Origin of the sequence: Geodermatophilus sabuli, assembly GCF_010686765.1 — a bacterium.
Taxonomy (GTDB): Bacteria; Actinomycetota; Actinomycetes; order Mycobacteriales; family Geodermatophilaceae; genus Geodermatophilus; species Geodermatophilus sabuli_A.
In genome coordinates this window covers 1-24,342 of the sequence record NZ_JAAGWF010000012.1, presented here as the reverse complement: position 1 = coordinate 24,342, position 24,342 = coordinate 1, and the positions used below count along the sequence as shown (strand labels likewise).

Here is a 24,342-nt window from a genome sequence, read left to right as displayed (position 1 = left end):
ACACCGTGTCGACTACAGTGGCGCCGGTCACCGGCCGAGCCTGGGGGAGTGCCATGACCGCCGAGAGCACCGCCGTCGAGCACGTCGACGTCCTCATCGTGGGGGCGGGGCTCTCCGGCATCGGCGCGGCCTGCCACCTCCAGCGGGAGAGCCCGGGCCGCAGCTACGCCGTCCTCGAGGCCCGCGAGGCCATCGGCGGCACGTGGGACCTGTTCCGCTATCCCGGCGTCCGCTCGGACTCCGACATGTTCACCCTCGGCTACTCCTTCAAGCCCTGGACCGAGGCCCGCGCCATCGCCGACGGTGGCTCGATCCGGCGCTACGTGCAGGACACCGCCCGCGAGCACGGCGTCGAGGAGCACATCCGCTTCTCCCACCGGGTCGTGGCGGCGGAGTGGTCCAGCGCGGCGGCCCGGTGGACCGTGACCGCGGAGCGCGTCGACACCGGGGAGACCGTGCGGCTGAGCTGCTCCTGGCTGTCGGTGTGCTCGGGGTACTACCGCTACGACGAGGGCTTCCGGCCGGAGTTCCCCGGCGAGGAGCGCTTCGCCGGCCCCGTGGTGCACCCGCAGCACTGGCCCGACGACCTCGACTGGACCGGCAAGCGGGTCGTGGTCATCGGCAGCGGCGCCACGGCGGTCACCCTGGTGCCGTCGCTGGCCGAGCGCGCCGCGCACGTGACCATGCTCCAGCGGACGCCGAGCTACGTGCTCGCGCTGCCCGGCCGTGACCCGCTGGCCGACGCCCTGCGCCGCCGGCTGCCCGCGCGCGCCGTGTACCCGGTGGTGCGGTGGAAGAACGTACTGGTGTCCATGGCCTCCTACCAGTTCAGCCGGCGCCGCCCGGCGGCCATGCGGCGGTTCCTGCAGCAGGCGGCGCGCCGGCAGCTGCCCGAGGGCTTCGACGTGGCCACGCACTTCGGCCCGCCCTACGACCCGTGGGACCAGCGGCTGTGCCTGGTGCCCGACGGCGACCTCTTCGCGGCGATCCGGGCCGGCCGGGCCGACGTCGTCACCGACCGGATCGCGTCGTTCACCGAGACCGGCATCGCGCTGGAGTCGGGTGCCGAGCTGGCGGCCGACGTCGTCGTCAGCGCCACCGGGCTGGTGCTGCTGCCGATCGGGGGGATGACGCTGACCGTCGACGGGGAGCCGGTGCAGCTGTCCGACCGGGTGTCCTACAAGGGGATGATGGTCTCCGGCGTGCCCAACTTCGCCATGACGATCGGCTACACCAACGCCTCCTGGACGCTCAAGGCCGACCTCGTCGCCCGCTACGTGTGCCGGCTGCTCGACCACATGGCCGCCACCGGCTCCGACACCTGCACCCCGGTCGCACCGCCCGAGGGGGGCACCGCGCCGTTCATCGGGCTGACCTCGGGCTACGTCCAGCGCAGCCTGGCCGCGCTGCCCAGGCAGGGCGCCCGCGCGCCGTGGCGGCTGCACCAGAACTACGTGCGGGACCTGCTGCTGATGCGCCGGGGCCCGCTCGCCGACGCCGGGGTGCGTTTCACCCGCCGCCAGCCGGTCCGCGACGCCGAGGAGGTCGCCGCGTGAGGCCCGGCCCGTACGAGTTCGCCGCCGGTACCGCGGTGGTGACCGGGGCGGCGAGCGGCATCGGTGCCGCGCTCGCCGCCGGGCTGGCGCGGCGGGGGAGCGACCTGGTGCTGCTGGACCGGGACGCCGACGGGCTGGCCGCCGTCGCCTCCGCCGTCCGGACCGCCGCCCCCCAGTGCACGGTCACCACCCACGAGGTGGACCTGGCCGACGCCGCGGCCACCGACCGCGTGGCGGCCCGGGTGGTCGCCGGGCACCCCGACATCACCCTGCTGGTCAACAACGCCGGCGTGGCCCTCGCCGGCCGCTTCGACGAGGTCACCCTCGAGGAGTTCGACTGGGTGATGGCGGTGAACGTCCGGGCGGTCGTCCGGCTCACCCACGCGCTGCTGCCGGTCCTGACCGCGAACCCCGGCGCGCACCTCGTCGTCGTCTCCAGCGTCTTCGGGCTGATCGCGCCGGCGGGGCAGGTCGCCTACGCGTCGAGCAAGTTCGCCGTCCGGGGCTTCACCGAGGCGCTGCGGCACGAGCTGGCCGGGCGGGGCGTCGGCGTCACCTGCGTGCACCCCGGTGGCATCCGCACCCGCATCGCCGAGAGCGCGCGGGTCGGCTCGGGCGTGCCGGCCGCCGAGGGCGAGGCGGGCAAGCAGGCCTTCGCCCGGCTGCTCACGATGGACCCCGCGGTGGCCGCCGAGCAGATCCTCACCGCGGTGCAGCGTCGCCGGCGGCGCCTGCTGGTCGGCTGGAGCGCCGTCGTGCCCGACCTGCTGGTCCGGCTGGCACCCGGCTCCTACGGACGGGTGCTGGCCGGCCTCACCGCCCTGACCGGCCGGCGAGGGCGCTGACCGGCAGGATCGCGCCGTGGCGGTGCACATCGGGACGTCGGGCTGGAGCTACGACCACTGGGACGGCGTCCTCTACCCGCCGGGCACCCCGCCGCGCGACCGCCTGGCGCACTACGTGGCGCGGTTCGGGACCGTGGAGCTCAACGCGAGCTTCTACCGGTGGCCCCGGACGGCGACCTTCGCCTCCTGGCGGCGCCGGCTGCCGCCGGGCTTCCAGCTGTCGGTCAAGGCACCGCGCGGGCTGACCCACGCCAAGCGGCTGTACGCGCCGGAGACGTGGGTGCAGCGCATGACCGACTGCTGGCACGAGCTGGGTGACCGGCGCGCGGTGCTGCTGGCCCAGCTGCACCCGGCCCACGAGCGGGACGACGAGCGGCTGCGCTTCTTCCTCGCCGCGCTGCCCCCGTGGATGCGGGTCGCGGTCGAGTTCCGGCACCCCAGCTGGCACACCGAGGAGGTGTTCGCCCTGCTGGAGCAGCACGGCGCGGCCTACTGCGTGATGAGCGGAGCCGGCCTGCCGTGCGTGCTCCGGGCGACCGCGCCGTTCGTCTACGTCCGGATGCACGGCCCCGACGCGGCGCACCTGTACGCCGGGTCCTATCCGGACGCGGACCTGCGCTGGTGGGCCGACCGGGTGGGGGAGTGGTCGGGGTCGGGTCGCGACGTGTTCGTCTACTTCAACAACGACGGCCACGGGCACGCCGTCCGCAACGCCGAGACGCTGCGCGCGCTGGTCACGGCGTGAGCCGGGCACGCCGGCCGCCCCGGACCGCCCGGACGGCGAGCAGCCCGTAGCCGACCGCGTTGGGCACCAGCGCCGCCGCGTAGATGCCGGCCTGGACGGCAGGGCTGGTGACCTCCAGGCCCAGCGGGGCGAACAGGTGGTGGCCGAGGAAGCCCCCGTCGTAGGGCGGCGCACCGGCCCGCGCCCGCAGGGCCAGCTCCAGCTCGGTGAGCGGGCAGGGCGCCCCCGCGAGGTGCACCGCGAGGATGGCCGCGCTCACCGGCGCGTGCACCAGCAGGACGCGCGGCCGGCGCAGCGCGACCAGGGCGCCGGTCAGCATGAGCCCGACGGCGAGGGCGTGGACGACGGCCACGGCGGATGCCCAGACCACGCCGCCACTCTGGCACGGACGGCGCGCGCGGAGGAGGGCTCCGGGCGGGAGACTGGGCACCGGCACGCGACGACCAGGAGGAGCCGCATGAGCGAGCACGAGGACGCCGGCCGGGACCCCGGCCCCCGGGTGGGGCGGTCCGTCGAGGACTTCGTCAGCCAGCTGCGCGGGTTCACCGACCGTGCCCTCGGGCTGGCGGCCGGCGCCGTCCCGTCCGGGTTCTCCCTGCCCAAGCTGCCCAGCCCGCCGGGCGCCATGTCGGCGGCGCAGCTGCGGGCGATCGACCAGGCGGTGCGGGGTCAGCGCAAGCAGATCGCGGCGATGACCGCGCAGCTGCAGGCCTTCGACGAGCAGTTGGCCGTCTTCGAGCGGATCCTCGAGCCGCTGGTGGAGTGGAGCAGCACCTGGGCGCGGCTGGAGGAGTCCGTGGCCGACCTCGTGCGCCGTCCCCCTGAGGAGCCCGACGGCGCGCGCCCCTGAGCCCTCACCGCTGGTCGCGCCGCAGCGGGTGGTCGTCGGGCACCTCCACCAGCACGATGCGGACGCCGTCGGGGTCGGCCACCCACGCCTCGACCAGCCCCCACGGCTCGGTCCGCGGCTCCCGGTCCACGGGCACGCCGGCCGCCGCCAGCCGCTCGCACTCGGCGGCGACGTCGCGCACCTGCAGCCACAGGGCCAGCCCCCGCGGGGGCTGGCTCCCGCGGCCGGCCACCTCGAGCAGCCCGTTGCCGAGGAAGAACACCAGCCCGGGGTCGTCGGGCGGGCCGAACTCCCGGTACACCGCCAGGCCGAGCAGGTCGCGGTAGAAGGCCCGCGAGCGGGCCGGATCGAGGGGCCGCAGCAGGACCCGGCTGCTCAGCACGTCCATCCCGGCATCATCGGGGCTGCGCGGGGACGATGACAGGAGAGCGACGATGGCGCAGCGCTACGAGTACCGGGTGGTGGAGCTCCGGGAGGGGCTCATCGGCGGGAAGATGTCGGGTGACAAGCTGGAGAAGGTGCTCAACCAGCACGCCCGCGAGGGATGGCAGCTGAAGTCGATCACCTCGGTGGAGATCAAGGGGCGGATCGGCCCCGGGGGCGTCGAGGGCGTGCTGGTCACCCTGGAGCGCCCGACCACCTGAGACAGCCGGGGAGGACGCCGGTGCCGCACCCCGACCCCCGGGAGCAGCTGCGCGCGGACTGCGGGCGCTGCGCCGGGTTGTGCTGCGTCCTGCCGGCGTTCGCCGCCTCCGCCGACTTCGCGGTGGACAAGCCCGCCGGCCGGCCGTGCACCCACCTGCAGGGGGACTTCCGCTGCGGCATCCACGCGGACCTGCGCGACCGGGGCTTCCCCGGCTGCACGGTGTTCGACTGCTTCGGCGCCGGGCAGCAGACCGTCCAGGTCACCTTCGGCGGGCGGGACTGGCGCGGCTCCCCGGAGCTCGCCGCACCGATGGGGACCGCGTTCGGGGTGCTCCGGCAGCTGCACGAGCTGCTCTGGTACCTGGCCGAGGCGCTCGCGCTGCCGGTGGCCGCGCCGCTGCACCCGGAGCTGGCCGCGCTGCGGGACCGCACCGAGCAGCTCACCGCCGCCGGCGGGGACGAGCTCGCCGCCGTCGACACCGGGGCGTACCGCGCCGAGGCCGGAACGCTGCTGCAGGCGGTCAGCGAGCTCGCCCGGGCCGGGCTCCCGGGCCGGAACCGCGACCGCCGGGGCGCCGACCTCGTGGGCGCCCGCCTGCGGGGAGCCGACCTGCGCGGCGCGAGCCTGCGCGGCGCGTACCTGATCGCCGCCGACCTGCGGGGCGCCGACCTGCGCCGGGCCGACCTGCTCGGCGCGGACCTGCGGGCGGCGGACCTCCGCGGCGCCGACCTCACCGGCGCGCTGTTCCTCACCCGCCCGCAGGTGGCCGCCGCCCGCGGGGACGCCGGCACCATCCTCCCCGCGGTGCTCGAGCACCCGGCGCACTGGGGCGCGCCGTGAGCGACGCCGTCCGCTGGCTGGCGCGCCACCGCGGCGGTGCCGCCCCCGTCGACCTGCTCGCGTTCGCCGACCGGTTGCTCCCGGCGGACCCGGACCTGCTGGTCGGCCGCTGGCGCGGTGCCGAGCTGCCCACCGGCTCTCCGCTGGACGGGCTGCTGACCGCGCACCGCTGGTACGGCAAGGAGTTCGTCGACGCCGAGACCGTGCACCCGCTGCTGTTCCGCGACCGCGCCGGGGTGCCGCGCGCGGTGGACCCCGCGCTCGCGCCGTTGACGCTGCTGCGCCGCACACCCGGCCTGGCCCGCGGCCGCCCTGCCCGGGCCGCGTTCGCCGCCGTCCGTCCCCTGCTGCGCACCCGGCGCCCGGCGGCCCGGCTGCGGCGCCTGGAGCACCGCGGGGTCACCACGGCGGCGCTGGTCTACGACCGGTTGCCGATCGTGGACGTCTTCCGGCCGGTGACCCCTGACCTGCTGCTGGGGCTCATGGACATGCGCGGCCTGCCGGGCCCGTTCGCCTTCCTGCTGGAGCGGGACGGCGGCTGAGCCCGCTCAGGGGGCACCCTCGTCGGGGGCGCCGGGCCGGCCGCGGCGGCGCAGCGCCCCGGTGACCGAGCCGAGGCGCGTGGTCGCCTGCCGCAGCCCGTGGATCAGCGGCACCAGGTCCTCGGTGACGTGCCGCAGGGTGTCCGGCACCGTGTCGATCACCGGGTCGTCGAGCACCTTGCCGACGCGCTCCAGCCCCGGCCGCAGGGCCCGCACCGGCTCCTCGAGCTCCTCGACCAGCGTCTCCAGCCGCTCGGCGGTCCGCTGCGCGGAGGCGATCGTCTCGGTGGCCACGGTGGTGGCGGCGATCAGCTCCCGGACGGCGGAGTTGAGGTCGGTCAGCGTCCGCGGCAACCCCGCCAGGGCCTCGGTCTGGGCCTGCAGCTGGGCGAGGAGGTCGGAGAGGCCGGGGATTCGGGGCATGCCCAGGCCGCGGAAGGGGTCCATGCGGCTACCGTCGGCGACGCCGGGCGTGGCCGCAACCGCCGGTCGGGTGAGAGCCCGGTGGTGATGCGGACCGTCGTCCCGCCGGCGAGGTGCCCGGCGCTCACCCGGGCTCGCCGCGCGGAGCCGCAGCGACGACCCGGTCGTAGCCGAGCAGCCGCCACACGCGGCGGAACAGCGGTCCGGCGCCGGTCAGCCGCACGTCCCCGCCGCCACGCACGACCTCCTCGGCCCAGCCGGCGACGGCCCGGCAGCCGGCCGCGTCGGTGAACTCCAGCCGTCGCAGGTCCAGCACGACCGGCCGCCGCGGGTCGACGGGGGCGGCGGTCAGCACCCGGCGCAGCCGGTCGGCGCCGAAGGCGTCGACGCTGCCGGTGAGCGCGATGCCGTCGTCGTCGACGTAGACGCGGAAGGGCGCGACGTCGTCAGCCGGGGTGCCGGCTGGGACGTGCACCTGCGGGTGCACCGCCGCCACGTCGGCCAGGACGTCGTCCTCGAGGGCGCCGCGCCGGTAGGCGCAGAGGGCGGACATGCCGGAGCCGCGGGCCATGGAGCCGTCGGCCAGCTGCTCCCAGCGGACCAGCTGCTCGCGGCGGGCGGGGTCGGCCGCGAGCGGGGTCAGCTCGGCGACGACCCGCAGCCCCTCGGCGCCCTCGTCGAGTGCGCGGCGGGTGGCGGCGCCGTAGAACTCGAGCTGCCGCCGGTCGGGGGTGGAGCCGTCGTCGGTGTCGTGGGCGCGGGGGATCGAGAGGAGCGTGAGGGTGCCCCGGGCCTCGAGGTCGGCCAGGGTCCCGAGCGGTCCGGGGGTGCGGCGCAGTCGCTCGATGCCGGCGTCGTCGCCCACGTACAGCAACCGTTCCCCGCGGGCGAGGCCGCCGGCGAGGAACCGGGCGGCGACCGTGGCGAAGGAGCCGGCGTCGTCGTGCACCCAGCACACGTGGTCGGCCGATCCGGTCGCCACCGGCTCGGTCACCACCCCGTGGGCACGCATGGACGAACCGTAGGCCGTCCTCACCCGGGGCGACAGGGCCGGTTCGGAGCGTTCCGGTCACAGTGCCCGGAGGATGTCCTCGACCCGCTCCCGCGCGTCGCCGAAGAGCATCCGGGTGTTCTCCCGGAAGAACAGCGGGTTCTGGACGCCGGCGTAGCCGGTGTTCATCGACCGCTTGAACACCACGACGTGCTCGGCCTCCCAGACGCGCAACACCGGCATGCCGGCGATCGGGCTGCCGGGGTCGTCCATCGCGGCCGGGTTGACGGTGTCGTTGGCGCCGATGACCAGGACGACGGAGGTGCCGGCGAGGTCGTCGTTGATCTCGTCCATCTCCAGGACGACGTCGTAGGGGACCTTCGCCTCGGCCAGCAGCACGTTCATGTGTCCCGGGAGCCGGCCGGCGACGGGGTGGATGCCGAACCGGACCTCGACGCCGGCCTCGGTCAGCTTGCGGGTCAGGTCGGCGACCGGGCCCTGCGCGTGCGCCACCGCCATGCCGTAGCCGGGGGTGATGACGACGGACTTCGCCCCGCGCAGCAGCTCGGCGGTCTCCTCGGCGGTGATCTCGGTGTGCTCGCCGTCCACGCCGGCCGCCGCGGTGCTGCCCTCGTTGCCGAAGCCGCCGGCGATCACCGACAGGAACGAGCGGTTCATCGCCGCGCACATGATGTAGGACAGGTAGGCACCCGAGGAGCCGACCAGCGCGCCGGTGATGATCAGCAGGTTGTTGTCGAGCAGGAAGCCCGAGGCCGCGGCCGCCCAGCCCGAGTAGCTGTTGAGCATGGACACCACGACCGGCATGTCGCCACCGCCGATGGAAGCGACCAGGTGCCAGCCCAGCGCCAGGGCCAGCACGGTGACCGCCGCCAGCGCGCCGAGGGCGGGCGAGGCCACGAACCACACCGTGAGCGCGACGAAGGCGACCAGCGCGCCGAGGTTGAGCCAGTTGTGCCCCGGCAGCATCAGGGGGTTGCTCTTGATCCGCGCGGACAGCTTCAGGAAGGCGACGATCGACCCGGTGAAGGTGACCGCGCCGATGAAGACGCCGATGGCCACCTCGGCGGAGTGGATGCCCAGCAGCTCCGCGGGCACCTCGGTCTGCTCGGCGCCCTCCCGCTCGACGGAGAGGTAGCCGTTCCAGCCGACCAGGACGGCGGCCAGGCCGACGAAGCTGTGCAGGATCGCGATCAGCTCCGGCATCCCGGTCATCTCGACCCGGGCCGCCCGCCACAGGCCGATGCCGGCGCCGAGGACCATGGCGACGACGATCAGGACGACGGCGGTGGCGTCGAGGTCGCGCGCGGCCAGACCGATGGTGGCGACCAGCGCGATCGCCATGCCGGCGATGCCGTAGGTGTTGCCCGAGCGTGCCGTCTCGTGGCGGGACAACCCGGCGAGGCTGAGCACGAACAGCAGCCCGGCGACGATGTAGGCCGCCGCTGCGGCGGAGACAGCGCTCACCGGTCAGCTCCTCGTGAACATGCCGAGCATGCGGCGGGTCACGGCGAAGCCGCCGAAGACGTTGATGGAGGCGACCAGCACCGCGACGAAGGCGAGCACGGTGACCAGCGTGCTGGTGTGCCCCAGCTGGAGCAGCGCCCCGACCACGATGATCCCGGAGATCGCGTTGGTCACCGACATCAGCGGGGTGTGCAAGGCGTGGTGCACGTGGCCGATCACGTAGAAGCCCACCACGATCGCCAGCGCGAACACGGTGAGGTTCTCGATCAGCCGGTTCGGTGAGACGGCGGTGACCAGGAAGAGCAGTGCCGCGCCGATCCCCACGACCGCTGCCGCGCGCGTGGGTGACGCCGTCCGCCGCGGGGCCGGTGCGGCGGCCGGCCGGACGGCGGGCGCGGCGGCCGGGGCCGCGGACACCGGCACCGGTGGGGGCGGCCAGAGCGTCTCACCGTCCCGGACGACGGTCATCGAGCGCTGCACCACGTCGTCGAGGTCCAGCACGACCTCGCCGTCCTTGCCCGGCGTCAGCAGCTTGAGCAGGTTGACCAGGTTGGTGCCGAACAGCTGGGAGGCCTGCCCCGGCAGCCGGCCGGGCAGGTCGGTGTAGCCGATGATCGACACCCCGTTCGGCGTGACCACCAGCTGGTCGGGCACCGAACCCGCGACGTTGCCGCCCTGGGCGGCGGCCATGTCGACGACCACGCTGCCCGGTCGCATGCTCGCCACCATCTCCTCGGTGATCAGCCGCGGCGCGGGCCGGCCGGGGATCAGCGCGGTGGTGATGATGATGTCGACGTCCCGCGCCTGCTCGGCGTAGAGCTGCGCCGCGCGCCGGTCGTAGTCCGCGGAGGTCACGCTGGCGTAGCCGGTGCCGCCGCCCTGCTGCTCGTCGGCCGGGACGCCGACGTACTCGCCGCCGAGCGAGGCGATCTGCTCGGCCACCTCGGGGCGGACGTCGGTCGCGCGGACGACGGCGCCGAGACTGCTGGCCGCGCCGATCGCGGCGAGCCCGGCCACGCCCGCGCCGACCACCAGCACCTTGGCGGGCGGCACCTTCCCGGCGGCGGTCACCTGGCCGGTGAAGAACCGGCCGAAGGCGTGCGCCGCCTCGATCACCGCGCGGTAGCCGGCGATGTTGGCCATGGAGCTGAGCACGTCGAGCGACTGGGCGCGGGAGATCCGGGGCACGGCGTCGATCGCCAGCGCCGTCACCGGCCGCGCCGCGAGCGCCTCGACCAGCCCGGGGTCCAGCGCCGGCGCGAGCGAGCTGACCAGCAGCGCGCCGTCCCGGAGCCGCCCGATCTCCTCCGCCGTCGGCCGGGCCACGTGCAGCACGACGTCGGCGCTCCACGCCTCGGCCGCCGTCCCCACCCGGGCGCCGGCCTCGGCGTAGGCCTCGTCGGGCAGGCTGCTGCCCACCCCCGCCCCGCTCTCCACCACCACCGCGTAGCCGAGCGCGATGAGCTGCCGCACGGTGACCGGTGTCGCGGCGACGCGGGTCTCTCCGGGCCGGGACTCCCTGGGCACTCCGATGAGCACGTCCACTCTCCTCCTGGCCGGACGGCGTGCGGGGCGGTGCAGCGCCTGATCATGCCGTCTCCTGGCCCGTCCCCGCTCACCCTCCGCAGTGCCGCGGCCCCGACCGGGACTGACGACCCCGCTCGAAGGGGTGAGGCGGCCCGCGCTGCGGCTGAAGGGCGGCCCCGTCGGTGCCGTTCTGGTCCCTGACCCGGGAAGCCCCGGCGAGGCACCGGCCGCGACCGGTACGGCAACGGAGGAGGACCGTGTCCGCGAGCACCGTGCCGGCCGAACCGCTCGTCAGCCCGGAGATCGTCTCGTCGATCTTCTACGGGGCCGCCGTCAGCGACGCCCTCGTCCTCCTCGTCGCCGAGATGGTGGCCGGCACCCCCCGGCTCACCTGGGGCAACGAGGGCGCCGTCCAGCTGCTCGGGTACGCGTTGAGCGACCTGTGCGCGCTGCCGGTCTCCGCGCTGGTGCCGACCCTGCGCGGTGGGGAGATCAAGCTGCTGCTCCGGCGGGAGCGCTCCGCGCGGATGAGCCTGCCGGTCCGGACCGCGAGCGGCGCCCTGGTCGAGACGGTGGTGCTGTGCACGCCCTCTCCGTCCGGCCGGATGTGGACGCTGCGCCTGGTGCCGGCCGCCAACGAGCAGGAGCGTGCCCTGCGGGCGACCGCCGACGCCCACGAGCGGCGGTTCGCCACGCTGACCGAGCGCTCCCCGATCCCGACCCTGCTGTCCGAGCAGGGCATGCGCCTCGCGCACGTCAACGACGCCTTCTGCAGCCTCACCGGCCTGCAGGCCGAGCAGCTGCTGGGCACCGGCTGGATGGCCGTCGTCCACCCCGACGACCTCGACGGGGTGATCGAGCAGGTGGTCGCCGTCCTGGGCGGCGGGGACGGCGAGGCCCAGGCCCGCCTGGTCCGGGACGACGGCACCGAGCGGACGACGGTCATCCGGTTCGCCCACCTGTTCACCCCCGGGGTCGGCGCCGGGTTCGTCGGCACGATCGAGGACATCACCGACCGGCTCGCCTTCGAGGCCCGGCTGGCCCACCAGGCAAACCACGACCCGCTGACCGGCCTGCCCAACCGGACGCTGCTGGCCGGCCACGTGGCCGGGCGGTTCCGGCCCGGCAGCAGCGGCCTGGCCTGCCTGTTCCTCGACCTGGACAACTTCAAGGTGGTCAACGACTCCCTCGGCCACGCGGCCGGCGACGAGCTGCTCGTCGAGGTCGCCGCGCGGCTGCGTGCCACGGTGCGACCCGGCGACCTGGTGGCCCGCTTCGGCGGCGACGAGTTCGTCGTCATCTGCGAGGGCGTGGACGAGGCCGACGCGGTCACCCTCGCCGAGCGCATCGGCGCCGCGCTGGCCCGGCCGCTGCGGCTGGGCGGCGTCGACGTCCGCCCGCACGCCAGCGTCGGGGTCACCGTGCAGACCGCGGAGCACACGGACGCCGAGGAGCTGATCCGCGACTGCGACATCGCCATGTACCAGGCCAAGGCCGGGGGCAAGGGCCGGATCACGGTGCTCGACCAGCAGGCCCGCGCGGAGGCCCGCGACAAGCTGCGGCTGGTGACCGAGCTGCGGCAGGCCATCGAGGACCGCGCGATCACGCTGCTCTACCAGCCGATCTTCAGCACCGCCGACGGCACGCCCGTCGCCGTCGAGTCCCTGGCCCGCTGGCAGCACGCCGAGCGGGGCGCGATCAGCCCGGCCACGTTCGTCGCCCTCGCCGAGGACAGCGGCCTGATCAGCGGGCTGGGCCTCCTGGTGCTCGACGAGACCTGCCGTCAGCTGGCCGAGTGGGACGCCGCCCTGGGCGTCTCGGCACCGGGGAGGGCCAACGTCAACGTCTCGGCCCTGCAGCTGGACGGCAACCTCGCCCAGCAGGTCGCCGACGCCCTGGCCCGGCACGGGCTGCACGCCTCGCGGCTGTCGGTCGAGATCACCGAGTCGGCGCTGATGAAGGACCCCGCGTCGGCACGCGAGGTGCTCACCGAGCTCCGTGCGCTCGGCGTGCAGCTGGCCATCGACGACTTCGGCACCGGCTACTCGTCGCTGGCCTACCTGCGGCACCTGCCGGTGGACTGCCTCAAGGTCGACCGCTCCTTCGTCGCCGAGCTCGCCGACGGGCACACCGAGATCGCCTCGGCGGTCATCGCACTGGCCAAGAACCTCGGCCTGAGCACGGTCGCCGAGGGCGTCGAGACCGCCGAGCAGGCGGCGGAGCTCGCCCGGCTCGGCGCCGGTTTCCTGCAGGGCTTCCGGCTCGCCCAGCCCATGACCGGCGCGGCCACCGCCGCCTGGTTCGCCGACCGCGTCCGATGACCACCCACCTCGTCCGCCCGGGAGCCGACATGACCCCCAGCCTGGCCGCTGCGCCGACCTTCGACCTCGACGCGGTGCTCGCGAGCATCGACACGATGGCCGCGCAGAAGCCGGTGGCCGCGCAGGTCGTGTCGGTCGCCAACGCCGAGGACACCGACGCCAAGGCGCTGTCGCAGACCCTCGCCCTCGACGTCGCGCTGGCCAGCCGGGTGATGAAGCTGGCCAACTCGGCCTACTTCGGCATGCGGGGGCGGGTCACCTCGCTGCAGTTCGCGGTCACCGTCATCGGCTTCACGACCGTCCGCACGATGGCCACCGTCGCCCTGACCGACCTCGACGACGAGTCCCGGCTGCCCGCGGACTTCTGGCGCATGAGCACCGGGGCCGCGCTCGCGGCGTCACTCTTGGCACCGCGCTTCGGCGAGCGGCCGCAGGACGCCCTGTGCCTGGGCCTGCTCGCGCCGGTCGGCATCGCGCTGCTGCACCACAACGACCCGGAGGGCCACCGCGAGCTCACCGCCGCCGAGAGCACCTGCCTCGGCCGGCGGACCGCGGAGGTCCGCCGCTACGGCATCCACGCGCTGCGGCTCACCGCGGTGGCCCTCGAGCAGTGGGGCTTCCCGTCGAGCATGATCGCCCCGCTCTCCGCCGTCGACGACCTCGCCGCGCACGAGGGGGCCCTGCTGCGGGCCGCCCTCGAGCTGGCCTCCCGGCTCACCGTCGTCGACTACGTGCCGGTGCCGGTCGAGGAGCTGACCGGCGGTGTGCTGCGCGAGGACGCCGTCCCGCCGGTGCTGGACCGGGTGGCGGCGGAGGCCGACGAACTGCGCCTGGCGATGCTCGGCGACTGAGGGAGGACCCCGTCCTCCCCACCCTTCGCGAGCTCAGGGCGGGACCCGGGACGGGGCCACGGCGGCTGAGCTCCGGGGCCGACCCCGCTCCTGGGCTGGGTCGCTGGTGCCGTCAGCCGGCGTAGGGCGCGCCCAGCGGGTCGACCGTCTCGTGGTCCGACACCCGCTCGGCCAGCCGGGACAGCGCCCAGTCGCCGTCTCCCAGCACGTGGTCGATCGCGGTCAGCCGGCTCGTGTAGTGGCCGATGGAGTACTCCGCGGTCACGCCGATGCCGCCGTGCAGCTGGATGGCCTCCTTGCCGACGTGCCGGCTCGCGCGGCTCACCTGCAGCCGGGAGCGGTCCGCGGCCGAGACGACGTCGCCGCCGGCGTCGGCCACCATCGACGCCCAGAGCGCCACGCTGCGGGCCAGCTCCAGGGACACGTACATGTCCGCCGCCCGGAAGGTCAGCGCCTGGAACTTGCTGAGCGGGACGCCGAACTGCTTGCGCGTCTTCAGGTACGCCGCCGTGGTCCGGAGCGCGGTGTCCATCGCGCCGATCGCCTCGTGGCCGTAGGCGATCCGGGCCTCGGCCAGGGCGCGCTCGATCGCGGCCGTGGCGTCGCCGCCCTCCCCGAGGGCCTCGGCCGGGGTGCCGGCGAACCGCACCGAGGCGGCCCGCCCGCCGTCGTGGGTGCGGTAGCCGGTCCGGGTCAGGCCGGCCGCGTCGCCGCGGACGAGGAACAGGCCGGTGCCGCCCTCGACGACCGCGCTGACCAGCAGGACGTCGGCCCGGGCGCCGTGCGGCACCGGCTCCTTGACCCCGGTGAGCGACCAGCCGTCGCCGTCGGGGGTGGCGGTGACCGCGGCCGCCGAGGCGGTCCAGCGGGTGCCCGGCTCGGCGTGCGCGAAGGCGGGCAGCAGGCTGCCCTCGGCCAGCGCCCCGAGGAGCTCGCTGCGCTGCGCTGCGCTGCCCCGGGCCGCCACCAGCCCACCGGCGAGCACGACGGCCTCGACGAAGGGCTCCGGGGCCAGCACGCAGCCGATCTCCTCCGCCACGACGGCGACCTCCACCGGGCCGGCGCCCATGCCGCCGTCCTCCTCGGCGAACGGCAAGCCGAGGATGCCCATCTCGGCCAGCCGCGACCACGTCTTGTCGTCGAAGCCCGGCTCGGCGGTGGTCACGCGCCGGCGCGACTCGGAGTCGCCGTAGACCCGGGTCAACAGGCCGCGGACGGCCTCGCGGAGGTCGTTCTGCTCGCTGTCGAAGTCGAAGTCCACGTCTGTCTCACAACCCCAGGATCGAGCCGGCGATGATGGTGCGCTGCACCTCGTTGGAGCCTCCGTAGATGGAGACCTTGCGGTGGTTGAGGTACTCCGGCGTGGCCACCCGGGCCCAGTCGGGCACGTCGGAGCCCTCGCCGGCGGAGGAGGCCAGCGAGAGCGGGCCGGCGATGTCGACGATCAGCTCGGTGGCCGCCTGCTGCAGCTCGGAGCCGCGCAGCTTGAGCACCGACGACGCCGGGTGCGGCTTCCCGTCGGCGGAGTTGGCGACCACCCGCAGGGCGGTGAGCTCCAGGGCGAGCAGCTCGTTCTCGACCTCCGCGATGCGGGCGGCCATGCGGGGGTCCTCGCTCAGCGGGCGGCCGTCGGCGGTGATCTCGCGGGCGTGCTCCTTGGCCTGGGCCAGCAGTCGCTTCGTGCTCCCGACGCGGGCGATGCCCACCCGCTCGTTGCCGAGCAGGAACTTCGCGTAGTCCCACCCCCGGTTCTCCTCGCCGATGAGGTTCTCGGCCGGGACGCGGACGTCTTCGAAGAAGACCTCGTTGACCTCGAAGCTGCCGTCGATCAGCTCGATCGGCCGGAGGGTGACCCCGGGGGAGTCCATCGGGAAGACCAGCAGCGAGATGCCGCGCTGCTTCTTCTCCGCGGTCGGGTCGGTGCGCACGAGGCAGAAGATCCAGTCGGCGTGCTGGCCCAGCGTCGTCCACGTCTTCTGCCCGTTGACCACCCAGTCGTCGCCGTCCCGCACCGCGGCGGTGCGGAGCGACGCGAGGTCGGAGCCGGCGTCGGGTTCGGAGAAGCCCTGGCACCACCAGATGTCGAGGTTGGCCGTCCCGGGCAGGAACCTCTCCTTCTGCTCCTGGTCCCCGAACGCCGCGATGACCGGCCCGATCATGCTGGCGTTGAAGGCCAGCGGCTCGGGCACGCAGGCCAGCTGCATCTCCTCGCGCCAGATGTGCCGCTGCAGCGGCGTCCAGTCCCGGCCGCCCCACTCCACCGGCCAGTGCGGCACGGCCAGCCCGGCGGCGTGCAGCACCCGCTGGGTCTCGACGTAGTGCTCCTTGCTCACGTGCCGCCGGGCGGCCACGGAGTCCCGGATGTGCTGCGGCACCTGGGTCGTGAAGAAGGTGCGCATCTCCTCCCGGAAGGCCTCGAGCTCCGGGGACAGCTGCAACCGCATCGGACCTCTCTCCTGACGGCGGCCCTCGTGGTGGCGACACCGTCTCGCAGGGTGGGCCCCGACCATCCCACACGAGCTACCGGCCGGTAGATCCGGGAGGGACGGCGCCGGGAACCGTTCCCGGCCGGCCGTGCGTTGGCCCGGCCATGGACTTGATCTGCCCGAAGTGCCAGGGGTCGATGCGGACCTACGAGCGCAACGGCGTGCACCTCGACCAGTGCTCCGACTGCCGCGGCATCTTCCTCGACCGGGGCGAGCTCGAGCGACTGGTCGACGCCGAGACCGCATGGCACGGCCGCTCGTCGGGCGGACAGGGGGCCGCGGCGCACGGGACACCGGGCGGTCCGGCCGCGGCAGGTGCGGGCGGGCTCGGTGCCGTCGTCGGCGAGGTGCTCAACCAGGTGCAGGGCAAGAAGCACTCCTCCTCCTACGGTCACGGGTCCAAGCGCAAGCAGTCCTTCCTGGGCGACCTGTTCGGCTGAGCCCCGCGCCCGTGCGGCGGCGCACGGGTCGGGGCACCCTCGACGGCGTGTTCGACGTCGACTGGATGGGCCGGCTGACCCGCGAGGTGCTGCGCGAGCGGCTGCCCGCCCTCATCGCCGAGGCCTGCGCGTGGAGCGTCGGGCTCTCCGACCGGCCGCATGCCGAGCGGCGCCGCGGCCGGCTGGTGGACACCGGGAGCACCCTGGGCGACCGCGCCGTCCGCGGGCAGCCGCTGACCGGCGAGGAGGACGCCCGGCTCGACCTCGGCGACGCCCGGCCCGGCAGCTTCCGCGACGCGCTCGGCGCCGTGGACGCCGGGGGAGGGCTGGTCGCCGACCGGTTCGACCGGGAGGTGCTCGAGCCCTTCGCGCTGGCCACCTGCCTGCTGGCCGCCGAGCGGGCCCGGACCGCCCATGCCGGTGCCTGGGCCGAGTTGCTCGACGACGTCGGCGCGGACGGCTCCGACCTGGTCGAGGTGGTCCGCGCGGGGGAGTGGGAGACGCCGCTGCGGACCGAGGCCGAGCACCTGGTCCTGGCCGCCCTGGGCGACGTCCCGCTCATGGAGGTCGAGGGGGAGGGGCTGCCCCTGTCGCTGGTCCGGGCCGCTGAGGCGCTCACCCGCGAGGCCGTGGTCCCCGCGGCTCCGCCGGCGGAGGACCCGACGGCCTCCGGCGCGGTGTTCCTCGCGCGGGCCGCGGTGGCCGCGGCGGGGGTGGCCGAGCCGGTGCCCCCGGGGATGGCCGACCGGCTGCTCGTCGCGCTGCTCGAGGAGGGGCTCGAGCCCGAGGAGCTGCCCGCCGTCCTGCCGCACCTGCCGCTGGCCGCCGGCACCGCCGCCGCGGTGCTCGCGCTGCTCGCCGCCGGCGGCTGACCAGCGGGTCAGTACTCCAGCGGCAGCCCGGTGTAGTTCTCGGCGAGCTCGCGGGCGGCCGGTTCGGACTGCGCGATGCGGCGGAGCTGGGAGAGCTGCAGCTCGGCGTCGAAGTCGTCGCCCGAGCGGTGCAGCATCGAGGTCATGAACCAGGAGAAGTGGGTGCACCGCCAGACGCGGGCCAGGGCCCGGTCGGAGTAGCTGTCGACCAGGTCGGTCTGCTTCTCCTGGAGCAGCCGCACCAGGGCCGAGGCGAGCAGTGTGACGTCGGCGACCGCCAGGTTGAGGCCCTTGGCGCCGGTCGGCGGCACGATGTGCGCGGCGTCCCCGGCGAGGAAGAGCCGCCCGCGGCGCAACGGGGCGCTGACGAACGACCGCATCGGCAGCACCGACTTCTCGGTGATCGTGCCGGTGTTGACCTCCCAGCCGTCGAGGGCGAACCGGGTGGCGAGGTTCTCCCAGATGCGGTCGTCGGACCAGTCCTCGATCTTCTCGCCGGGATCGACCTGCAGGTACAGCCGCGAGACCTTCGGCGAGCGCATCGAGTAGAGGGCGAAGCCGTCGGGGTGCCAGGCGTAGATCAGCTCGTCGGTGGCGGGAGCGGCGTCGGCCAGGATGCCCAGCCACGCGTAGGGGTAGGTGCGCTCCCACACCCGGCCCGAGCCGGCCTGCACGACCGGCCGGGAGACGCCGTGGAAGCCGTCGGTGCCGGCGATCGCGTCGCACTCGAGCACCTGCGGAGTGCCGTCGGCGCCGGTGAAGCGGATCCGCGGGCTGTCCCCGTCGACGTCCTCGACGCTGACGTCGGAGACGTCGAAGAGCAGGGGCGGGCCACCGTCGAGCTGTGCCTTGATGAGGTCCTTGGTGACCTCGGTCTGGCCGTAGACCCAGACGGTCCGGCCGCAGAGCTCGGGGAAGTCCAACTTGTGGCGGGTGCCGGGGTACTGCAGGTAGATGCCGCGGTGCTCCAGGCCCTCGCGCTGCAGCCGGTCGCCGACACCGGCGTCGGTCAGCGTGTCGACCGTGTGCTGCTCGAGGATGCCGGCCCGGATGCGGGCCTCCACGTAGTCGCGCGACCGGTTCTCCAGGACGACCGAGTCGATGCCCCGGAGGTGCAGCAGCCGCGACAGCAGCAGGCCGGCCGGGCCGGCGCCGATGATCCCCACCTGAGTACGCACGCCGCTGAGTGTGACCGGCAGGACGTGACCTGGGGAACCGCGTGCTGCCGCTCAGTGGAAGTGCTGTACGCGGGACACCTGACGGCCGATGCCCCGGGCGGCCACCTCGAGGACCGGCACGAGCCGCGCGACGTCCCGCCGGTGACTGGGGACGACGATGCCCAGGGCGGCGACGACGACCGCGGCGCCGCCCCGCTCCGCCCGCACCGGGACGGCGACCGACAGCGTGCCCAGCGACATCTCCTCGGCCGTCCGCGCGTAGCCCCGCCGGCGCACCTCGGTCAGCTCGCGCCGCAGCCGGGCCGGATCGACCACCGTGTGGCGCGTCTCGCGGGTGAGGCCGCGCAGCATGCCCTCGACCACGTCGTCGGGCGCGGACGCGAGCAGCACCTTGCCCACGCCCGTGGCGTGCAGCGGCAACCGGCTGCCCACCTGGCTGACCACGGGCACCGACTCCCGCCCGGAGATCCGCTCGACGTAGAGCGCCGAGCGCCCCTCCCGGACGGCGAGGTGGACGGTGTCGCGGGTCGCGGTGTGCACGTCCAGGAGGAAGGGCGTGGCCACCTGGCGCAGCTCCAGCTGCACCGGGGCGAGCAGGCCGAGGTCCCACAGCTTGCGGCCGATCTCGTACCGGCCGTCGGCGCGGCGCTCGAGCCCGCCCCAGTCGGTCAGCTCGCCCAGCAGGCGGTGCGCCGTCGAGAGCGGCAGGCCCGCCCGCTCGGCGATCTCCGACAGCGACAGGCGCGGGGAGTTGCTGTCGAAGGCGTCGAGGACGGCGAGCGCGCGGGAGGTCACGGACCGCCCGGGCGTCGTACTGCCACCGGCCACCGGAGCTCCTCCCACCCAGCGGAAGGCCGGGGCGCCCATGCTAACCGCGGCGTGAGCCGCCTCACCGTCGGCTCGCCTGCCACCCAGTGGAAGGGTGCTGTTGGAGAGGGTGGGGACCGGCCGTACGGTCCCAGCATGACCGGGACCACATCCGAGAGCGGGCTGCACCTGCCGCGCTACCTGCGCGAGGACGCCTCGCTGCGCACCCCCGTCGGCTTCCCCGACTACAAGAGCACGGGCCTGCGCGCTCCGCTGCGCACGCCGGTCGACCTGCCGCACCGGCTCACCGAGCTCACCGGCCCGGTCCTCGGGGAGGACCGCATCACGGCGCAGGACGCGGACCTGACCCTGCGCAACGGCGGCGAGGCCGTGGGGCAGCGCATCCTCGTGTACGGGCGGGTGCTCGACAGCGACGGCCGCCCGGTGCCCGACGCCCTCGTGGAGGTGTGGCAGGCCAACGCCGGCGGCCGCTACCGGCACGTCGTCGACGTCTTCCCGGCACCGCTGGACCCGCACTTCGACGGGCTCGGCCGGGTGGTCACCGACAGCCTGGGCCGCTACGAGTTCATGACGATCAAGCCGGGCGCCTACCCCTGGGGCAACCACCACAACGCGTGGCGGCCGGCCCACATCCACTTCTCGCTGTTCGGCCGGGCGTTCACCCAGCGACTGGTCACCCAGATGTACTTCCCGGACGACCCGCTGTTCGGCCAGGACCCGATCTTCAACTCGATCCCGCCCGCGGCCCGGCACCGCGCGATCAGCTCGTTCAGCCTCGAGCGGACCGTGGACAACTGGGCGCTGGCGTTCGAGTGGAACATCGTGCTCCGCGGCAAGGACGAGACCCCCTTCGAGACCGAGGACGACGGGGACGTCGCGTGATGACGGTCGCGGGAGCACCGCAGCGAGGCACGAGCGAGGAGCGGACCGAGACCGGAACCGCGCGAGAGGACATGGTGTGACCCTGAACCCGCTGGACGTCCCTGCTGTCACCGAGCCCTACCAGCCGCTCCCCGGCCGGTCGCGCAACACCGGGTTCCTGGACGGACCGGTGCGGTACGGCCTGAGCCCGAGCGCGACCGTGGGGCCCTACCTGGCGATCGGCCTGAGCTGGCCCGACGGCATCTGGGCCGCCGACGAGGGCACCGAGGGCGGCATCTGGATCCGTGGCCGGATCTTCGACGGCGCCGACCAGCTCGTCCCCGACGCGATGGTCGAGACCTGGCAGGCCGACCCGGACGGCGGCTTCCCCTCGCCGGAGGACCCCCGCGGGGCGGCCTCCTACCCGGGCTTCCGCGGCTACGCCCGGGCGCAGACGGTGGAGCCCCCCGGTGAGTTCGCCGTCTTCACGCTGAAGCCGGGCCGCGTGCCCGACGGCGAGGGTGGCCTGCAGGCGCCGCACATCGACGTCTCGGTGTTCGCGCGCGGTCTGCTCGACCGGGTGGTCACCCGCATCTACTTCGCCGACGAGGCCGAGGCCAACGCCGAGGACGTCGTCCTCCGCGGCCTGTCCGAGGACCAGCGGCGGACGCTGATCGCGGAGAAGACCGACGACGGCTACCGGTTGGACATCCACCTGCAGGGGGACCAGGAGACGGTCTTCTTCGACCTGTGACCCTCTTCGCCGGCACGTTCGCCCGGGGCGCGGCGGCGGCCGCGGTCTCCGACGACGCCTGGCTCCGGGCGCTGCTGGAGGTCGAGGCCGCCCTCGCCCGTGCGGCGGCGCGCGCCGGGCTGGTGCCGATGACCGCGGCCGACGCGGTGACCGCCGCGTGCGCCGACCCGACCCGGCTCGACCTCGCGACGGTGGTCGCCAAGGCGGCCGACGCGGGCAACCCGGTGCCGCCGCTGGTGCGGGTCCTGCAGGACGCGGTGGGGGAGCGCGACGCGGTCGCCGTCCACGTGGGCGCGACCAGCCAGGACGTCCTGGACACCGCGCTGGTCCTGCTGGCCCGAGCCGCGATCGGCGCGATCGACGCCGACCTGGCGGCGGCGGCCGAGACCGCCGCAGGCCTCGCCCGCGCGCACCGGGACGACGTGCTGATGGGCCGCACGCTGATGCAGCAGGCGCTGCCGACGACGTTCGGGCTCAAGGCGGCCGGCTGGCTGGCGGGCCTGGACGGCGCGCGGCTGCGGCTGGCCGAGGTCGTGGCCGCGCTGCCGGTGCAGTACGGCGGCGCGGTCGGCACCCTGGCGGCCAGCTCTGGTGCCGGGGCGGCGCTGCGGGACGCGCTGGCCGACGAGCTGGGTCTCGTGACCACCGCCGTCCCGTGGCACACCGTCCGGCTGCCGGTCGCCGACCTCGCCGGCGCGCTCGGTGCCGCCGCCGGGGCGGTGGCCACGGTCGCGGTCGACGTCGTCCTGCTGGCCCAGTCCGAGGTCGCCGAGGTGGCCGAGGTCGGCGAGGGGCGGGGCGGCTCGTCGGCGATGCCGCACAAACGCAACCCGGTCGCCGCGATCTCGGCCCGGGCCTGCGCTCGGCGTGCGCCCGGGCTGGTGGGCACGCTGTTCGCCGCCATGGAGCAGGAGCACGAGCGGGCCGCCGGCGCCTGGCACAGCGAGTGGCCGACGCTGACCGAGCTGCTGAGCACCGTCGGCTCGGCCGCCGCCTGGCTGGCGGAGAGCCTGCGCGGGCTGCGGCCCGACGTCGCCCGCATGGCGGCCACCGCGGCGGCCGCCGCCGAGGGCCCGCTGGCCGGTGCCCTGGCCGAGGCGCTCGTCCCGGCACTGGGCAAGGGGGCCGCGCACGACGCCGCGGCGGCGGTGGTGCGGGAGGCCCGGGAGACCGGCCGCCCGCTCACCGAGCTGGTGGCCGCGCGGACCGACGTCGATCCGTCGGCCGTCCTCGCCGCCGCGACACCGGACCTGGGAGAGGCCGGCGCCCAGGTGGACGCGGCTCTCGCCGAGCACGCCCGCCTCACCGAGGGGACGGCGTGACCGCTCCTCCCCACCTCGATCACGCCGGAGGCGCCCGATGACCGATCTCCCCTCGACCGACCAGGAACGCCGCGACGCCGGCATGACCACCCGCCGGCAGGTGCTCGGCGACGCCTGGGTCGACCGCGCGGTGGCCGGCACGACGCCGTTCACCGCCGACTTCCAGGACTTCATCACCCGGGTGGCCTGGGGCGACGTCTGGCAGCGGCCGGGCCTCGCCCGCCGCGACCGCAGTCTGATGACGCTGTCGATCACCATCGCGCTGCGGCACTGGGACGAGTTCGCCCTGCACGTGCGGGCCGCGGTGAACAACGGGCTGACCGACGACGAGATCGCGGAGGTGATCCAGCACGCCGCCGTCTACGCGGGGGTGCCGTCGGCGAACCACGCGTTCAAGGTGGCCCAGCCGATCCTGCAGGAGCTCCGCGGGGGCTGAGTGGTCCGCACGTGGTCGTGCGGTGCCGCGGGCGGGGGCTTCCCGCGGCACCGCACGACCGGTCCGTGCTGCCGGCGCCGGGCCGGTCAGGCCGAGGGCGCCAGCGCAGGCGGAGCGGCTCCCGTGCCGCCGTCGCCTGCAGCGGGGGCCGGCGCGACCGTCCCGGGATCGGTCGTCCCGGCGTCGGTGCCCGTCCCGCCCTCCGGCGCGGCCGGCACCTCAGGTGCCGCCGGGGTCTCGGGTGCCGCCGGGGTCTCGGGTGCCGCCGGGGTCTCGGGTGCCGTCGCCTCGGTCACCGGGAGCGGGGTCTCCTCGGCGTCCTCGGCGAAGGAGAAGCGCCACACCTGGCCGCCCTCCACCACGTCCGTCGTGGTCGGGTCGTCGGCGTCGGCCGGGAGCAGGCTGAACGCGGACACGTAGACCGATCCGTACTTGCCCAGCGCCAGCCCCGAGGGGAAGGGCACGTCGACGGAGGTCCAGGTCTCCTCCTCGGTGTCGACCCGCACCACGTTGCCGGTGCCGGCGGGCGGACCCTCGCTCCCGAAGATCTGCGAGACGTACACGTGCGAGCCGTCCGGCTCGACGGCCAGGCCGTTGATCCCGGTGAAGCCGTCCCACTGCGCGGTCGGCTCGCCACCCTCGGGGTCGAAGCGCGCCACCGAGGCGCCGCCGGGGGCCAGGCCGCCGACCCCGCCGACGTAGACGTGGCCGCGGTGGTCGACGGCGAGGGAACTGGGCACGAACTGGGGCTCTCCCTCCGTGGTCGGGAAGGCGGCGAAGACGGAGACCTCGTACCCGGGCAGGCCGTCCTCGTCCATCTCGGCGAAGTCCGGGTCGACCTTCCACACGGTGTTGGCTCCGGCGTCGGCGACGAGGGCGTACTCGTCGTCACCCGGCTCGCTCCACGGCGTCGGGTCGACGACGATCACCGCGTTCGGGTTGCTGTCGGCGACCCCGTTCTCGTCGGGGTCCTCGTCCGTCTCTGCGGCACCGAGGTCGACCCAGGGGTAGACCTCGCCGTCGACGCTGATGAGCAGGTGCTCCTGGGTCTCGGGCTCGGGCTCCACACCGGGGGCCGCGAGCGCGTCCGGCGTGCCCTCGCCCTGGGCGATGAGGTAGACGCCGGGGAAGCCCGTCGCCGCGACGCCGTCGGAGCCGACGGTGCCCTCGGCGCTCTCCACGGAGTAGAGCCGGTCGACGACGCGCTCGGCCTCGCCGTCCCCGGTGCGCCACGGCCGCTCGATCGCCGAGATGCCGCCGGTGTACCCGTCGCAGATGTCGTTGCCGGCGATGTCGCCGGTCGAGCGGTCAGCCGGCAGGGCGCCCGCCGCGGCCCCGTCCTCCGACGCCGGAGGAGTGCTGTCGTCGGGGACCGCTGGTGCGTCCCCGCTGCCCTGGTCGGCGGTGCCGTCGTCGTCCACCGCGCCGGGGACGGCGGTGTCGTCCGGGACTGCCGGTGCGTCCCCGCTGCCCTGGTCGGCGGTGCCGTCGTCGTCCACCGTGCCGGCGACCGCCGGAGGTGCCTCCGGTGCAGCGGCCACGG

26 protein-coding genes are annotated in these 24,342 nt (G+C 75.0%); 15 read left to right on the top strand and 11 right to left on the bottom strand.

Annotated features, from left to right (window positions below; all coding sequences use genetic code 11):
• Window positions 1-53 precede the first annotated feature (53 nt).
• Genes GCU56_RS12410 through GCU56_RS12400 form a run of 3 tightly spaced genes read left to right on the top strand, consistent with a single transcriptional unit; the run spans window position 54 to window position 3,146 of the window.
• Window positions 54-1,556, top strand: coding sequence for a flavin-containing monooxygenase (locus GCU56_RS12410; protein ID WP_163482056.1), 1,503 nt, complete (start codon window positions 54-56; stop codon window positions 1,554-1,556).
• Entirely contained in the window at window positions 1,553-2,401 is an 849-nt protein-coding gene (locus GCU56_RS12405) for an SDR family NAD(P)-dependent oxidoreductase (RefSeq protein WP_163482055.1), read from the top strand. Before GCU56_RS12410 ends, GCU56_RS12405 begins: the two co-directional genes overlap by 4 nt.
• 16 nt (window positions 2,402-2,417) lie before the next feature.
• Complete coding sequence (locus GCU56_RS12400; protein WP_163482054.1) at window positions 2,418-3,146, top strand: DUF72 domain-containing protein; 729 nt, start codon at window positions 2,418-2,420, stop codon at window positions 3,144-3,146.
• On the opposite strand, the gene GCU56_RS24640 is transcribed toward GCU56_RS12400, so the two are convergent.
• A complete protein-coding gene (locus GCU56_RS24640; protein ID WP_163482053.1) occupies window positions 3,136-3,516 on the bottom strand; it encodes a DUF2784 family protein in 381 nt (126 codons plus the stop codon). The two genes, GCU56_RS12400 and GCU56_RS24640, sit on opposite strands and share 11 nt — an antisense overlap.
• Window positions 3,517-3,603: 87 nt before the next feature.
• Here GCU56_RS24640 and GCU56_RS12390 point away from each other — a divergent pair, with 87 nt between their 5' ends.
• Window positions 3,604-3,996, top strand: a complete 393-nt coding sequence (locus tag GCU56_RS12390; RefSeq protein ID WP_163482052.1) for a hypothetical protein — start codon at window positions 3,604-3,606, stop codon at window positions 3,994-3,996.
• A 4-nt stretch (window positions 3,997-4,000) separates the two neighbouring features.
• On the opposite strand, the gene GCU56_RS12385 is transcribed toward GCU56_RS12390, so the two are convergent.
• Window positions 4,001-4,384 carry a VOC family protein gene (locus tag GCU56_RS12385; RefSeq protein ID WP_163482051.1) on the bottom strand — a complete coding sequence of 128 codons (384 nt, stop codon included), beginning with the start codon at window positions 4,382-4,384 and terminating at the stop codon, window positions 4,001-4,003.
• 46 nt (window positions 4,385-4,430) lie between these two features.
• Here GCU56_RS12385 and GCU56_RS12380 point away from each other — a divergent pair, with 46 nt between their 5' ends.
• From GCU56_RS12380 to GCU56_RS12370, 3 genes are read left to right on the top strand one after another with little or no spacing between them, the layout of a single operon-like run.
• A complete protein-coding gene (locus GCU56_RS12380; protein WP_163482050.1) occupies window positions 4,431-4,640 on the top strand; it encodes a DUF4177 domain-containing protein in 210 nt (69 codons plus the stop codon).
• Between the two features lie 20 nt (window positions 4,641-4,660).
• Window positions 4,661-5,482, top strand: a complete 822-nt coding sequence (locus GCU56_RS12375) for a pentapeptide repeat-containing protein (RefSeq protein WP_345771804.1) — start codon at window positions 4,661-4,663, stop codon at window positions 5,480-5,482.
• Window positions 5,479-6,024 (top strand): GXWXG domain-containing protein, encoded by a 546-nt coding sequence (locus GCU56_RS12370; RefSeq protein WP_163482048.1) that lies wholly within the window; start codon window positions 5,479-5,481, stop codon window positions 6,022-6,024. The genes GCU56_RS12375 and GCU56_RS12370 overlap by 4 nt, the downstream gene beginning before the upstream one ends.
• A gap of 6 nt (window positions 6,025-6,030) precedes the next feature.
• Here the strand turns inward: GCU56_RS12370 and GCU56_RS12365 are convergent, their stop codons facing one another.
• The 4 genes from GCU56_RS12365 to GCU56_RS12350 form a co-directional block, all read right to left on the bottom strand.
• The gene (locus GCU56_RS12365; protein WP_163482047.1) at window positions 6,031-6,471 is read right to left on the bottom strand and encodes a hypothetical protein; all 441 of its coding nucleotides are present in this window, start codon (window positions 6,469-6,471) and stop codon (window positions 6,031-6,033) included.
• A gap of 100 nt (window positions 6,472-6,571) precedes the next feature.
• Entirely contained in the window at window positions 6,572-7,459 is an 888-nt protein-coding gene (locus GCU56_RS12360; protein WP_163482046.1) for an MEDS domain-containing protein, read from the bottom strand.
• Between the two features lie 57 nt (window positions 7,460-7,516).
• A complete protein-coding gene (pntB, locus tag GCU56_RS12355; RefSeq protein ID WP_163482045.1) occupies window positions 7,517-8,923 on the bottom strand; it encodes a Re/Si-specific NAD(P)(+) transhydrogenase subunit beta in 1,407 nt (468 codons plus the stop codon).
• 3 nt (window positions 8,924-8,926) lie between these two features.
• Window positions 8,927-10,462 (bottom strand): Re/Si-specific NAD(P)(+) transhydrogenase subunit alpha, encoded by a 1,536-nt coding sequence (locus tag GCU56_RS12350; RefSeq protein WP_163482044.1) that lies wholly within the window; start codon window positions 10,460-10,462, stop codon window positions 8,927-8,929.
• 245 nt (window positions 10,463-10,707) lie between these two features.
• Here GCU56_RS12350 and GCU56_RS12345 point away from each other — a divergent pair, with 245 nt between their 5' ends.
• Both GCU56_RS12345 and GCU56_RS12340 read left to right on the top strand, forming a co-directional pair.
• A complete protein-coding gene (locus GCU56_RS12345) occupies window positions 10,708-12,771 on the top strand; it encodes an EAL domain-containing protein (protein ID WP_163482043.1) in 2,064 nt (687 codons plus the stop codon).
• Between the two features lie 29 nt (window positions 12,772-12,800).
• Window positions 12,801-13,622: an HDOD domain-containing protein gene (locus GCU56_RS12340; RefSeq protein WP_239522185.1), complete on the top strand. Its 822-nt coding sequence runs from the start codon at window positions 12,801-12,803 to the stop codon at window positions 13,620-13,622.
• 112 nt (window positions 13,623-13,734) lie between these two features.
• Here GCU56_RS12340 and GCU56_RS25195 read toward each other — a convergent pair whose 3' ends face one another.
• Together GCU56_RS25195 and GCU56_RS12330 are read right to left on the bottom strand one after the other, a co-directional pair.
• Complete coding sequence (locus GCU56_RS25195) at window positions 13,735-14,883, bottom strand: acyl-CoA dehydrogenase family protein (RefSeq protein ID WP_163482041.1); 1,149 nt, start codon at window positions 14,881-14,883, stop codon at window positions 13,735-13,737.
• Window positions 14,884-14,890: 7 nt separating this feature from the next.
• Window positions 14,891-16,066, bottom strand: coding sequence for an acyl-CoA dehydrogenase family protein (locus GCU56_RS12330; protein ID WP_163482040.1), 1,176 nt, complete (start codon window positions 16,064-16,066; stop codon window positions 14,891-14,893).
• A 146-nt stretch (window positions 16,067-16,212) separates the two neighbouring features.
• Between GCU56_RS12330 and GCU56_RS12325 the strand changes: the two genes are divergently transcribed.
• Window positions 16,213-16,548: a zf-TFIIB domain-containing protein gene (locus GCU56_RS12325; protein ID WP_163482039.1), complete on the top strand. Its 336-nt coding sequence runs from the start codon at window positions 16,213-16,215 to the stop codon at window positions 16,546-16,548.
• 47 nt (window positions 16,549-16,595) lie between these two features.
• Complete coding sequence (locus GCU56_RS12320) at window positions 16,596-17,420, top strand: hypothetical protein (RefSeq protein WP_163482038.1); 825 nt, start codon at window positions 16,596-16,598, stop codon at window positions 17,418-17,420.
• An 8-nt stretch (window positions 17,421-17,428) separates the two neighbouring features.
• On the opposite strand, the gene GCU56_RS12315 is transcribed toward GCU56_RS12320, so the two are convergent.
• Both GCU56_RS12315 and GCU56_RS12310 read right to left on the bottom strand, forming a co-directional pair.
• Window positions 17,429-18,598, bottom strand: coding sequence for a 4-hydroxybenzoate 3-monooxygenase (locus GCU56_RS12315; RefSeq protein WP_163482037.1), 1,170 nt, complete (start codon window positions 18,596-18,598; stop codon window positions 17,429-17,431).
• 51 nt (window positions 18,599-18,649) lie between these two features.
• On the bottom strand, window positions 18,650-19,426 hold the full coding sequence (locus tag GCU56_RS12310; RefSeq protein ID WP_163482036.1) for an IclR family transcriptional regulator domain-containing protein: 777 nt from the start codon (window positions 19,424-19,426) through the stop codon (window positions 18,650-18,652).
• Between the two features lie 135 nt (window positions 19,427-19,561).
• On the opposite strand from GCU56_RS12310, the gene pcaH reads away from it, so the two are divergent.
• The 4 genes from pcaH (at window position 19,562) to pcaC (ending at window position 22,799) form a co-directional block, all read left to right on the top strand.
• The gene (gene pcaH / locus GCU56_RS12305) at window positions 19,562-20,308 is read left to right on the top strand and encodes a protocatechuate 3,4-dioxygenase subunit beta (RefSeq protein WP_163482035.1); all 747 of its coding nucleotides are present in this window, start codon (window positions 19,562-19,564) and stop codon (window positions 20,306-20,308) included.
• 76 nt (window positions 20,309-20,384) lie between these two features.
• Complete coding sequence (gene pcaG, locus GCU56_RS12300) at window positions 20,385-21,041, top strand: protocatechuate 3,4-dioxygenase subunit alpha (RefSeq protein WP_163482034.1); 657 nt, start codon at window positions 20,385-20,387, stop codon at window positions 21,039-21,041.
• The gene (pcaB, locus tag GCU56_RS12295) at window positions 21,038-22,363 is read left to right on the top strand and encodes a 3-carboxy-cis,cis-muconate cycloisomerase (protein WP_163482033.1); all 1,326 of its coding nucleotides are present in this window, start codon (window positions 21,038-21,040) and stop codon (window positions 22,361-22,363) included. The genes pcaG and pcaB overlap by 4 nt, the downstream gene beginning before the upstream one ends.
• Window positions 22,364-22,400: 37 nt before the next feature.
• Complete coding sequence (pcaC, locus tag GCU56_RS12290; protein WP_163482032.1) at window positions 22,401-22,799, top strand: 4-carboxymuconolactone decarboxylase; 399 nt, start codon at window positions 22,401-22,403, stop codon at window positions 22,797-22,799.
• 86 nt (window positions 22,800-22,885) lie between these two features.
• Here pcaC and GCU56_RS12285 read toward each other — a convergent pair.
• A partial coding sequence (locus GCU56_RS12285; protein WP_163482031.1) for a ScyD/ScyE family protein occupies window positions 22,886-24,342 on the bottom strand: 1,457 nt, incomplete at its 5' end.

What these genes read in the sequence shown, in the direction of transcription:
- GCU56_RS12410 (WP_163482056.1), top strand. Translation starts at nt 54, where the DNA reads ATGACCGCCGAGAGCACCGCCGTCGAGCACGTCGACGTCCTCATCGTG.
- GCU56_RS12390 (WP_163482052.1), top strand. Translation starts at nt 3,604, where the DNA reads ATGAGCGAGCACGAGGACGCCGGCCGGGACCCCGGCCCCCGGGTGGGG.
- GCU56_RS12385 (WP_163482051.1), bottom strand. Translation starts at nt 4,384, where the DNA reads ATGGACGTGCTGAGCAGCCGGGTCCTGCTGCGGCCCCTCGATCCGGCC.
- GCU56_RS12380 (WP_163482050.1), top strand. Translation starts at nt 4,431, where the DNA reads ATGGCGCAGCGCTACGAGTACCGGGTGGTGGAGCTCCGGGAGGGGCTC.
- GCU56_RS12365 (WP_163482047.1), bottom strand. Translation starts at nt 6,471, where the DNA reads ATGGACCCCTTCCGCGGCCTGGGCATGCCCCGAATCCCCGGCCTCTCC.
- GCU56_RS12360 (WP_163482046.1), bottom strand. Translation starts at nt 7,459, where the DNA reads ATGCGTGCCCACGGGGTGGTGACCGAGCCGGTGGCGACCGGATCGGCC.
- GCU56_RS12340 (WP_239522185.1), top strand. Translation starts at nt 12,801, where the DNA reads ATGACCCCCAGCCTGGCCGCTGCGCCGACCTTCGACCTCGACGCGGTG.
- GCU56_RS12330 (WP_163482040.1), bottom strand. Translation starts at nt 16,066, where the DNA reads ATGCGGTTGCAGCTGTCCCCGGAGCTCGAGGCCTTCCGGGAGGAGATG.
- GCU56_RS12325 (WP_163482039.1), top strand. Translation starts at nt 16,213, where the DNA reads ATGGACTTGATCTGCCCGAAGTGCCAGGGGTCGATGCGGACCTACGAG.
- pcaH (WP_163482035.1), top strand. Translation starts at nt 19,562, where the DNA reads ATGACCGGGACCACATCCGAGAGCGGGCTGCACCTGCCGCGCTACCTG.
- pcaC (WP_163482032.1), top strand. Translation starts at nt 22,401, where the DNA reads ATGACCGATCTCCCCTCGACCGACCAGGAACGCCGCGACGCCGGCATG.